Source organism: Candidatus Edwardsbacteria bacterium (assembly GCA_018821925.1).
Classification (GTDB): Bacteria; Edwardsbacteria; AC1; order AC1; family EtOH8; genus UBA2226.
Window position 1 is genome coordinate 1 of the sequence record JAHJLF010000044.1, and the last position, 11,893, is coordinate 11,893.

The window sequence follows — 11,893 nt, forward strand, 5'->3', positions numbered from 1 at the left end:
CATGCCCGGGGCCGGCGGCCTGGATGTTTTGAAACAGATCATCGTACAATATCCTAAACTGCCGGTGCTGATCCTCAGTATGCATCCCGAAGAGGAATATGCCGTCCGGGCCATGAGGGCCGGAGCCATGGGATATCTAACCAAAAAAAGCGCTCCAGATGAACTGGGTATGGCGATAACCCGCATAACACAGGGGCGGCGTTATATAACGTCATCGTTGGCGGAACAGCTGGCTGATGTATTGCATGGCGAGCATGAAGGAGCTCCGCACGAGTCATTAACGGACCGCGAATATCAAATATTGCTTATGATCGCTTCGGGGAAAAGATTAAAGGAAATTGCCGGCGAACTGACGTTGAGCCCCAAAACCGTCAGCACCTATCGCGGGAGGATTTTAGAGAAAATGGGCATCCAGAGCAATGCCGACATAGTCCGGTATGCCATAGAACATAAAATTAAGTAAAGTAAATGGGCGGTTTGTAAGTTAAACCTTACAAAATAAAAGGGCGAAGCTTGATAATGAAAATCAGGTTTCGCTTCTTTCTTTTTATGCCCGAAAATCATATAATTCATAAAACACAAAACAAACAAGGAGGATAAAATGTTAAAAGTTCACCTTACCATCGCGCTGGCTGTTCTCAGCATCGGCCTGTTCGGCTGCGCTAAAAAACAGACCCTGAAACAAGAGCCACCGGTTATGCAAACGGAAGTTGCCCCGCCCCAGGCCAAAGAGGAGAAACCCGAGGCCAAGCTGGAAACCCAGACAATCTATTTCGATTTAGATTCTTACGAACTCCGCTCCGACGCCAAGAACACACTCAACCGGGCCAGCGCCCAGCTGCGGAGCAATTCCAAAGTAGCCCTGTCAATAGAGGGTCATTGTGATGAAAGAGGCACCACCGAATATAATCTGGCCCTGGGAGAGAAAAGAGCCATGGCGGTAAAGGGATACCTGGTTAATTCGGGATTGGACAAAAGCCGGCTGCAGACCATAAGCTTCGGCGAGGAGAAGCCCGCGGCTGCCGGACACGATGAGCAAAGCTGGGCAAAAAACCGCCGGTCCGAGATTAAGGTAAAATAAACACACCCAGGAAATCAAATTAAATAGGGGACTGCGCCATGAAAAAGATTTTTGTTCCGATCATGCTTGCGATAGTGCTGGCCGTATCAAGCCAGGGGTGCTTTACCAGGGATGCTAAATACGTTGAATATATAAAAACATTGGTCAGCGCCTACCAGCTTGAGGTCACCAGAATGGTGGATTTTGAAAACCAACCATTCAAGGGCCTGGAGAAAACAGTGGGATTCTATGAGGGCCATAAAAACAATCTCCGGCAGATCCAGAACAAGCTGACCATAGCGCCCAAGGCCAAGGCGGCAAAATGGAAAGAATTTCACAGCGAATTCGATGGATTGCTGAGCAGGGCTGTTGCATCGGGGGACATGACCAGCGGCGCCATGACATCCGCGTTGAATAAAATGAAAACCCCCAATGGCTCAAAACCCGCCACGGCTAAGAAGGGCAGCAAAGATAAGAGGGCGGCTGCGGCCTACCTGGCCAATAAATGGGAGACCCAGGCTTTTGATGCCAGGGGAGAATTAATCCAAGCCAATGCCAAGGTAACTCCTTTCGTAACCACCGAATTTAAAATCGTGCTGCCCGATATTGGGGAAAATAAACTTTTGCCGCCATTGAAAAAATGTTTCAAGCAATAAAATTTCTCTTGACAAATTATACTATTTAGTATACAATCCGGTTGTTCACAAAAACCTTTAACCTTTTAAGTGCCGAGAGGGCGATAGCGAAAATGATTCACAATATGCTAAAATATCGCAATTTTGCAGTTCCCACGACCGACAGTGGGATAGGTGCGCCCATCGGCCATACCGTATGATCTAACATCTTTTACGGGCCATGGGTTCACCAAAACCTGTGGCCTTTTTCTTTTGCCATTTTATGATGGTAAATCCCCAAGAGCCGCAGGAAAACAATAAAACCTGTGGCTTTTTTATTTTACCTCCCCTAAATCCCCTCCTTGATCAAGGAGGGGAAAGGGGTGGTCAGTAGGCATCAAGATCAGCAATGAAAGATCAAATCAGCCACGACAACGAAGGGAGGACAGAATATGCTGAAGATATTGGAACAATGTCTTAAAAGCGACCCCGAATTGAATAAATTGTATGTGATCCAACAGATCATTAATAACAGTTTTTTAAACGATTCACGGGTCATCAGCGGCAAATCGCTGCTGAATTGAAAAATGGATATTGGCCTTTGAAAACATATAGAACAGGCCAATAACCAAATCCCAAACAGCACAATAAGGAAATCATATAATGGACCTAAAAAATATCGGATGGGATGCTTTCTTTGAGAGCCATCTGGAACGGATCATGAAAAATGCCAAGTACGATTACAAATTCCTGGTGGGACGGGTATCGGCTGTCCACAGCAACCTGTGCCGGGTACTGACCGAGGGCGGCGAGATCACCGCTCAAATTTCGGGCAAAATGAGGGATAAAATCAACAACGAGATCATCTCTCCTACCGGAGAAATGCTGGATGCGGGCCTTCCGGCGGTAGGCGACTGGGTGGCGATGATCCACGACCAACAACACAATTCCGGGATGATCAGGATGATCCTGCCCCGGAGGACCAAATTCTCCAGGAATGCGGCCGGCGTTACTTCGCAGGAGCAGGTAATAGCTTCCAATATCGATTATGCTTTTATCGTGGCCGCTCTCAATGCCGATTTCAACCCCAGCCGGATCGAGCGGTACCTGGTCACAACCTGGAACAGCGGGGCGGTCCCGGTGATACTGCTCAACAAGGCCGATCTCTGCGCCGAAGTTGACGCCAAGATCGTGGAAATGGAAAAGACCGCGGTGGGTGTCTCGGTTCATGCCATCAGCGCGGCCCAGGGGGAGGGATTGGAGCAGTTGACGCCATATCTTCAAAACGGCAGGACTTCGGTATTCATCGGCTCCTCGGGAGCGGGGAAGTCCACCATCATCAACCGGCTGCTGGGCCGGGATGTCATCAAGGTGGTGGAAACCTCCGATTACAAGGACAAGGGGCGGCACACCACCACCAGCCGGGAGATGTACATCCTAGAGGGCGGGGGCATCGTGATAGACTCCCCGGGCATGAGGGAGCTACAGCTTTGGGAGGGCGAACAGGGGCTTTCCGAAACCTTCGACGATATCGAACAATTGGCCGCCCAATGCCGGTTCGGCGACTGCCGTCACCAGGAGGAGCCGGGCTGCGCCGTCAAATCGGCCCTGGAAAGCGGGGAGATAGACCGGACCAGGTACGAGAATTACCTGAAATTACAGCGCGAGCTTAAGCACCAGGAGACGCGAAACAATGCCAAGGTTCGGATGGAACAATCAAAGAGATGGAAGAATATTGCCAAGACTAGGAGGCATTTAAATAAGGATTCAACAATCCGATGACTCTTCTCAAATCTCAAAATGGATTAATGCAAATCATAAAAAAGAGACAAACATATGTGGATGGATGATAGTTTAGACGATCTTCCCGCAGGGAAGAAAATATACGACCGGCAACTGTTAAAACGGATGTTACCATTACTGAAACCATTTAAATTGAGCATCCTGGGCGGCGGGTTGATACTAGTGGTATCCTCCGGGCTAGGGCTGCTGCCCCCCCTGTTGCTCAAGCGGGCCATCGATGTCAACATCGCCGGTTCGGATTTCAACGGGTTGCTTATAACCGTAGGGCTGTATGTTTTGCTGCAATTGGCCACCTTCGGGGTCAACTACCTGATGCTGGTGGTGCTGGAATCGCTGGGGGTCCGGATCGTATCGGCCCTGAAAGAGCAGTTGTTCGGCCATATGTTGGGATTGGACATCGCCTATTTCGATCAGCACCCGGTGGGCAGATTGATCGCCCGTGTGGAGAGCGATACCGAGGCCATCCGCCGACTGTTCACCTCCACCATGTTCACCGTGCTGGGGGCGGTGGTCAGCCTGGCCGGGATGGTGTTCATCATGATGAAGGTCAGCCTGCAACTTTTTCTGGCGATCTCCACCCTGATCCCGGTGATATTCCTGCTGACCGTTCTGTTCCAGAAAAAGGTCCGGCCGCTATTCCTGGTAGTCCGTAAAAAATACGCCGAGATCGTGGCCTATCTTACTGAGATGGTTCAGGGCATGAAAGTGATCCAGGCCTTCTCCCGGGAGAGTGCGGTCAAACAAAAGATGGCTCAGCTCAACCGGTCGTATATCAAGACCCTGCTGCCGGCCGATGTTCTGACCATGGGCTTCTTCAGCCTGGTGGGGGTATTCGAGATAACCGGGTTGGCCATCATCCTGACGGTGGGCGGAAATATGGTGGCCAAAGGACTTTTGACCATCGGGGCCATGGTGTTGTTTCTGGGGTATTTAAGACAATTCTTCATGCCGGTATACGCTTTCTCCGAGCAGGTTGGCATCATGCAGCGGGCCTTTGCCGCCGCCCAGCGGGTCTTTGAGATCATGGATATCGAACCCAAGGTGATCAATGTTGTTTCAGGCAACAACTGGGACAATTTTAAAAATTCAATTGAATTCCAAGATGTCGATTTTTCCTATGTTACCAGGGCCGGAAACGACGAGCCCGACTGGGTGCTGCGGGACATCAATTTCACCATCAGCAAGGGCGAGAAGATCGCCCTGGTGGGCGCCACCGGCGGGGGAAAAAGTTCCATCATCAATCTGATGTTGAGGTTCTACGACCCCCAGGCCGGTAGCATATCCATCGATGGGATCGACATCAAGGAAATACCCATAGACAAACTGCGCCGGCACTTCGGCCTGGTGCTGCAGGATGTGTTCCTTTTTCCGGGAACGGTGCGGGAGAACCTGACCCTGGGCGCCGAGATGACCAGGGAGCAATTAGACCGGGCTGTCGAGATATTGGGACTGCAGAGGATATTGGACAAGATGCCCAGCGGTCTGGAGTCGGAACTGACTGAAAGGGGGGCCAACCTCTCCCAGGGCGAGCGCCAGCTGGTATCCTTTGCCCGGGCCCTGGCCTTCGATCCGCAGATACTGATCCTGGACGAAGCCACCTCCTCGGTGGATCCCATGTCGGAACGGCTGATCCAGCAGGGCATCAGAAGACTGCTGGAGGGTAGGACCGCAGTCATCGTGGCCCACCGGCTCTCCACTATACTGGACGCCGATAAAATAATGGTGATACATAAGGGGCGGATCGTGGAATCCGGCAGGCATCAGGAGCTGTTGGAGAAGAACGGTTATTACGCTAAATTGTACCGGATACAATTTGCTTGATAAGCATTATTAATTATGGATTCCCGCCTGCGCGGGAATGACACAAAGCATTTATTCAATAATAAAAATGTATTAGGTTTATATGTCAAACAAAATAGAAAATAAAAAAGACACCGGCAGTTTAAAGCTCATCTTCGGGTGGCTGTACCGCTACTGGAGATCGCACAAACTAAAGCTTCTGGTGCTGATGATCATGACCCTGGTCTACACCGCGCTGGCCATCAGCTACCCCATCTTCTTCAAGATGGTGGTGGACGGTCTGATTAACAAGCTTCCGGCTCATCAGTTGAACCGCTACGTGTTGTATCTGTTGCTGTTGGGGGCCGGGGCGGCCTTAGTCAACTGGATACTGATGTCCACCCGGGGCTGGACCAACATGAATATCGAGGCCGAGTTCAGGAACAACATCTTCGCCAACCTAACCAGGCTGGGGCCGTCAACCCTGTCCTCCTACCGGACCGGGGATGTGGTTACCCGGCTGACCGACGACCTGGCGGAGAAACTATCCTGGTTCACCTGCTCCGGTCTGTTCCGGGCGGTGCAGGGAGTAGTCTTGCTGAGCTTTATATTGATAGTGATGTTCAGGATGAACCCCACCCTGGCGGCTTTTTCACTGCTACCGGTGCCGGTGGTAGCCGGACTGTTTCTGTTCAACGAGAGGACCTTCGAGAGACGCTATCAAAAATTGCAGGGCGCCATCTCGGCGGTCAACGATTTCCTGGAGGCCTGCTTCTCCGGTATCCGGGTGCTCAAGGTCTACAACCGTCAGGAGCACCAGAGACAGGGTTTCTCCCGGGCTATGGACCACCGGATAAAGGCCGAGGTCAGAAGCATCCAATCGGAGGGGCTGTTCAACTCGTCGAATATATTCATCGATCAGCTGGGAGTCCTGGTGGTGCTGCTGGTGGGCGGATACCTGGTCATCAAGGGAAGCCTGACCCTGGGCAGCTTCGTGGCTTTTAATACCTACAGCCTGATGCTGATCGAGCCCCTGTGGAACATTGGGTATTTCTTCGTCTCGGCCAAGCGGGGCTCGGTGTCCTATGCCCGGGCCCATGAGTTGGAGATAGCTTTGGCTGAAGTCGGCGATCCGCCCAACCCTAAGGAAATATCATTCAATCGAACAATTGATTTTGAAAAGGTATCGTTCGGCTACGGAAAAAGCGACAAGCTGCAGCTTAAAGACATCAGTTTCAGCGTTGACAAGGGGCAAAAGGTGGCCCTGATGGGAGAGGTGGGCTGCGGCAAGACCACCCTGGTGCACCTGCTGCTTCGCCTGCACGATCCGACTTCCGGCTCGGTCAGTATTGATGGCACCGATATAAAAGATTTCAGCCTGGCCGGGCTGCGCAGCATCATAGGCTACGCCCCGCAGGAGGCCTTGCTGTTCTCGGACAGCATCCTCAACAACGTCATCTTCCACCGGGAAGAGGTGGATAATGACCGGGCGGTGGAGGCCGGGCGCATCTCCCAGCTGGAGAAGGAGGTAAAAGGCTTTGCTAAGGGATATGACACTCTTATCGGTCAGCGCGGCACCAGCCTGTCCGGTGGCCAGAAACAGCGGGCATCACTGGCCCGGGCCATAGTGGAGAGGATAACCCAGGGGCATCCCAAAATATTGATCCTGGATGACATCACCTCGGCTTTGGATGGCACCACCGAGGCCCTGGTCTGGCAGGAGCTCAATGAAAAACTGCCGAACGTCACCTGTTTCATCATTTCGCACCGGACCTCCACCATCGAGCGGGCCGACAAGATACTGGTCCTGAAGGATGGGCAGATCGTGGAGCAGGGCAGCCATCAGGAGCTGATGGCCAACGACGGGTACTACGTGACCTTGCGGGAGAAGGAGAAGCTCCAGGAGAACGGGAATGGAAATGTTGTAAAATAAATAGAATTTATTTAAAAGAGCATCCGGGTATTCCGGGGGCTCTTATTTTTGCTTGTTTTTTGGAATAGGGTGTGATATCTTAGTGACGTAGTTTCCCCATAATCTAAAATCCAACAATTAAAATCTAAACAATGCCTACAGTAATGCTTGTCGACGGCACGGCCCTGGCCTACCGGGCTTATTTTGCCTTCATCCGTAACCCGCTGATAAACTCCAAGGGCGAGAACACCAGCGCCAGCTACGGCTTTGCCACCATCCTGATCAACCTGTTAAAAAAGCATCAGCCAGATTATTTAGGGGTGGCCTTCGATACCAAAGCCCCCACCTTTCGCCACGTAAAATTCGAGGCCTATAAGGCCCAGCGTCCCGGCATGCCGGACGAGCTCAAGGCCCAGCTGCCGCGCATCAAGCAGGTCCTCAAGGCCATGGAGATAGCGGTGCTGGAGAACGACGGCTACGAGGCCGACGATGTTCTGGCCGGACTGGCCAAGCAGGCCGAAGCCAAGAACTGGCCCAGCTATATCGTCACCGGGGACAAGGACCTGCTGCAGATCGTCACGGACAAGATCAAGGTCATCCGCCCCCGGACCGGCAAAAACGAGGAGCAGATATTCGGGCCGGCCGAGGTCAAACGGGAATACGGGGTGATCCCCGATAAGATCAAGGACATCTTCGCCCTGTCCGGCGATGCGGCGGACAACGTTCCGGGCGTGCCGGGCATCGGGCCCAAAACCGCCACCGAGCTGATAATAGAATTCGGATCGTTCGATAACCTATATCAGAATTTGGACAAGGTCAAAAAGCCCCGTATAAAAAAACTTTTGGAGGACAATAAGGAGCAGGCCGTGATGTCCCGGGAACTGGTAACCCTGCACATGGATGAACTGCCGCTGGTTTCGCTGTCCGATCTGCGGATCCATGAGCCGGACCGGGAGAAGGTGGCCCATTTGTTTCGCGAACTGGAGTTCGGCTCGCTGCTGAGGGAGTTTCAGGCCGGTCAGGTGAAAAGCGTGGAGTTTCAGACTATCCGGGCCGGAACCGATCTAGAACTAGTGATCGGAAAAATCAAGAAAGCCGGGGAATTGTATTTCGAACCGGAGTTCCGCCAGGACAAGATCTTTCGGGCAGCGGTGATGGTGGACAGCAAACCGCTGATAGTGGAGAATAAGCATCTAAATAAACTCAAACTGGTCTGGGAGAATCATAAGATCACCAAGATCGGCCACGATATTAAATCCACCATCCGGAAAAGCGGTCTGGCTATGAACGGGCCGATGTTCGACACCATGCTGGCGTCGTATTTGATAGACCCGTCCTGGCGGCATCACCAGTCGCTGGAGGCCATGGCCGGGGAGCATCTGGGACTGGCTTTTGAGGCGACCCAGCCATCCACCAAGAAACAGACCGAGCTGGCCTTCGAAATTGATGATGAAACGCGCGACCAGATGTTGGGGCGCAGACTGGATGCCATCAAGTCACTCAAGGAAAAATTCCAACAAGAGATGGATGAGAAAAATCTGACCGAGCTGTTCCAGAAAGTGGAGATGCCTTTGCTGGCGGTGCTGGCGGAGATAGAATCCTACGGGGTTCTGCTGGATCTTAATATTTTCAAAACCATGTCCCGCGATCTGGAAAAGCAGATCGGCAAACTGGAAAAGGAGATATATAAAGAAGCCGGCGAGGAATTCAACATCAATTCTCCGAAACAACTGGGGGTGATACTGTTCGACAAGCTGAAGATCGGCAAGGCCAAGAAGACCAAGACCGGATACTCCACCGACGTTTCGGTGTTGGAATCATTCGCCAATGTTCATCCACTGCCGCAGTTGATTCTGGATTACCGCCAGTTGTTCAAGCTAAAATCAACCTATGTGGACGCCCTGCCGGCCCTGGTTGACGATAAAACCGGCCGGCTGCACACCACCTTCAACCAGGCCCTGACCGAGACCGGGCGGCTGTCCTCCTCAGATCCCAATCTTCAGAACATTCCAATGCGGGAAGGAGTGGGACGGGAGATCCGCAAGGGCTTTATCGCCGAGAAGGGGCATCTTTTATTATCGGCCGATTATTCCCAAGTGGAACTCCGGCTGGTGGCACACCTATCCGGGGACCAGCGCCTGCAGCAGGCCTTCAGGTCCCAGCGCGATATTCACACCGAGACGGCCTGCGCCGTGTTCGGCTGCGAGGAGGGCGAGGTTGCGCCCGACATGCGGCGCAAGGCCAAGGCCATCAATTTTGGCATCATCTACGGCATGGGGCCCTATGGGCTGGCCCAGCAGCTGGGCATTGGAGTGGGCGAGGCGGCCACATTCATAGAACAGTATTTCCAACAGTTCCCCCAGGTGCAGGCCTGGATAGCGTTGACCACCGCCCAGGCCAAAAAGGACGGTTTCGTCTGCACCATGCTGGGCCGCAGGCGTTACCTGCCGGAGATCAACTCCGACAACGGCCAGAGAAGGGCCTTTGCCGAACGCACCGCGGTCAATACCCCCATCCAGGGGACGGCGGCCGACCTGATAAAATTGGCCATGGTCAACATTGCCAGAAGATTTGAGGATGAGAAGCTAAGAAGCCGGATGATCCTGCAGGTGCATGACGAACTGCTGTTTGAGGTAGAGAAGAGCGAGCTGGCCAAGGTGAAAAAGATAGTCAAGCAGGAGATGGAGAACGCCATAGAGATCTCGGTGCCGGTGGTGGTGGAGATGGGCGAAGGGGAGAACTGGTTTGAGGCTCATTAAAATCAAATCAATTTATCTTATAGCAGCATCGATTTCTTTGATCTTTGTTGCAAAAGCAACTGCCTGTAGTCAATGTCAATTTGCGTATTTTGATTATTTCATGCCCCCGATTCAGATTTGGTGCTTAATCGCATTGGGTTGGTATTTGGCAACGGCAATATTATCCACAGTTTATAAGGTAAAGCTCTGGGCTATTCCTAATATAGCTTTAGTTGTATTATTAATTGTTATTTGCTTGGTGGCCAGCTTTATTATGTTGGGGCCTTTGTCGCTGTTACCCTTTATGATACCGCCCCTAGCTAATTTTATTGGTGTTTTAAAACAAAAAAACAAATACTCGCAGAAAATTAGTAAAACGATTATAAATATTGGGATCTTTGCATTAATTTTGTTATTCATTTTCACAATTCAAAGTATTAAGATTGTGATGACCAGAACTGATGTCAAGTATATTGTAAAATGGGATGGTACTATACCGGCAATAGTTGCTTTTAATAAGATACTCAAGAAAAACCCAGAAAGATTGGATGTGTATAGATATATAATAGAAAATGAAAAAAGTATGCATTATGCGGCAAAAGGATCATTAAAACGCATTGCGATTTTAGGGGATCCGCAAGAAGATATACCAAGGTTGAATAGAGTTATGGATAGGGCAAACAAATATGATAAACCGTTAATACAGGGAACTATTGATGCTTTGAAAGCAAAAGGAAAAATTACAAATTGAAAATTGATAAGAAACGCAGATAAAATGAAAATATCAGAAATAATTATTGTTATGATACATCAAAGCGATAAGAATATTTTCGTGAATTAAACATTACAAATCATAAATAAAAAACATACTTTTTAGCCCCCATTTTGGGGGCTTTTTTCATTGGTTTTTCGGCTCAGATCAAGCCCGGCAAAAAAATATAAAATATTTTCATTTTTTACTTGACAATGGGGCAAAATGTATATAGAATGGTTCGAAGTGGGACAAAGTGGGGCATAGTGGATAAGAGTGGAATTTAAACCCATAGCTCTATGTTTTCAATAACTTACGAACAAAGCCCTGCTATCTATTAAAAGCCGTTTCAACTAAAACGGTTCGGGAGGTGCCATCATGACCATTTTCGGGGGAACATACCATCATAATCTCGATGCCAAGGGCCGGCTGAATATTCCGGCCCAGCTTCGGAAGATGATCTCCGCCCAAGCCAACAACCAGCTGTGGATCACCCGCGGCCTGAAGGACGGCTGCCTGTTCGTCTATCCCAATGATAATTGGCTGAGGAAGATGGAGGAGTTGAATGCCCTTCCCCGCACCGAGGAGAACCGCAACGCCATCAGGATCTTTTCGGCCGAGAGTTTTCCGGTGGAGATAGATTCGCAGGGGAGGATCATCATCCCCGCCCAGTTCCAGAAGCAGGCCAACCTCAGCAAGGAGGTGGTGATCGCCGGGGTGATGGACAAGATAGAATTGTGGAATCCCTCGGCTTACGAAAAATTCCTGGGCGACAACAGCGATAACTACCAGGAACTGGTCAAGCAGCTTTAAACCAATTCATCACCTATAGGGAGATAAAAAAGATGAGGATACAAGTTTTACCGGCCGGACAGAACGCCACCAAACTGGAGGTCAACGGGATGATCAATCTCCAGGGTTTTTTTCAGATCGAGGAAGCTATTTTGAGGGTGATCAAAAAGAATTGCTTCAGGGTGGAGATGGATATGTCCCAGGTAAAACATATGGACTATCGGGGGGTGGAGATCCTTTTAAAACGGGCCGAACGGCTGCGCAGTTACGGAGGGGACCTGATCTTAAGCGGTCTGTCCCCCTATCTGGTGAACATCCTGCGAATGGCCGGGGCGGCCGAATCCTTCGAGGTCCTGGATAACGATGCTGCCGCCCAGGGCGACCTTTTCAAACGGCAGGATAATTCGGACCAGGAGAATCCCCCGTTGTCGGCCGTGGCCTGAA

Annotated in this window: 10 protein-coding genes; all 10 read left to right on the forward strand. The window is 50.9% G+C overall.

Annotated features, from left to right (window positions below):
- Window positions 1-463: response regulator transcription factor (locus KJ869_04665; GenBank protein ID MBU1576483.1), on the forward strand; the 463-nt coding region annotated here is incomplete at its 5' end.
- Between the two features lie 138 nt (window positions 464-601).
- Entirely contained in the window at window positions 602-1,081 is a 480-nt protein-coding gene (pal, locus tag KJ869_04670) for a peptidoglycan-associated lipoprotein Pal (protein MBU1576484.1), read from the forward strand.
- Window positions 1,082-1,119: 38 nt separating this feature from the next.
- Window positions 1,120-1,716: a hypothetical protein gene (locus tag KJ869_04675; protein ID MBU1576485.1), complete on the forward strand. Its 597-nt coding sequence runs from the start codon at window positions 1,120-1,122 to the stop codon at window positions 1,714-1,716.
- 621 nt (window positions 1,717-2,337) lie between these two features.
- Window positions 2,338-3,456, forward strand: coding sequence for a ribosome small subunit-dependent GTPase A (gene rsgA, locus KJ869_04680; protein ID MBU1576486.1), 1,119 nt, complete (start codon window positions 2,338-2,340; stop codon window positions 3,454-3,456).
- A gap of 60 nt (window positions 3,457-3,516) precedes the next feature.
- Window positions 3,517-5,298 carry an ABC transporter ATP-binding protein/permease gene (locus tag KJ869_04685; GenBank protein ID MBU1576487.1) on the forward strand — a complete coding sequence of 594 codons (1,782 nt, stop codon included), beginning with the start codon at window positions 3,517-3,519 and terminating at the stop codon, window positions 5,296-5,298.
- Between the two features lie 82 nt (window positions 5,299-5,380).
- The gene (locus KJ869_04690) at window positions 5,381-7,189 is read left to right on the forward strand and encodes an ABC transporter ATP-binding protein/permease (protein ID MBU1576488.1); all 1,809 of its coding nucleotides are present in this window, start codon (window positions 5,381-5,383) and stop codon (window positions 7,187-7,189) included.
- Window positions 7,190-7,320: 131 nt separating this feature from the next.
- On the forward strand, window positions 7,321-9,927 hold the full coding sequence (gene polA, locus KJ869_04695; protein ID MBU1576489.1) for a DNA polymerase I: 2,607 nt from the start codon (window positions 7,321-7,323) through the stop codon (window positions 9,925-9,927).
- Complete coding sequence (locus KJ869_04700) at window positions 9,914-10,657, forward strand: hypothetical protein (protein ID MBU1576490.1); 744 nt, start codon at window positions 9,914-9,916, stop codon at window positions 10,655-10,657. The genes polA and KJ869_04700 overlap by 14 nt, the downstream gene beginning before the upstream one ends.
- 384 nt (window positions 10,658-11,041) lie before the next feature.
- Window positions 11,042-11,470 (forward strand): division/cell wall cluster transcriptional repressor MraZ, encoded by a 429-nt coding sequence (mraZ, locus tag KJ869_04705; GenBank protein MBU1576491.1) that lies wholly within the window; start codon window positions 11,042-11,044, stop codon window positions 11,468-11,470.
- 32 nt (window positions 11,471-11,502) lie between these two features.
- Window positions 11,503-11,892 carry an STAS domain-containing protein gene (locus KJ869_04710; GenBank protein MBU1576492.1) on the forward strand — a complete coding sequence of 130 codons (390 nt, stop codon included), beginning with the start codon at window positions 11,503-11,505 and terminating at the stop codon, window positions 11,890-11,892.
- Window position 11,893: the final 1 nt, after the last annotated feature.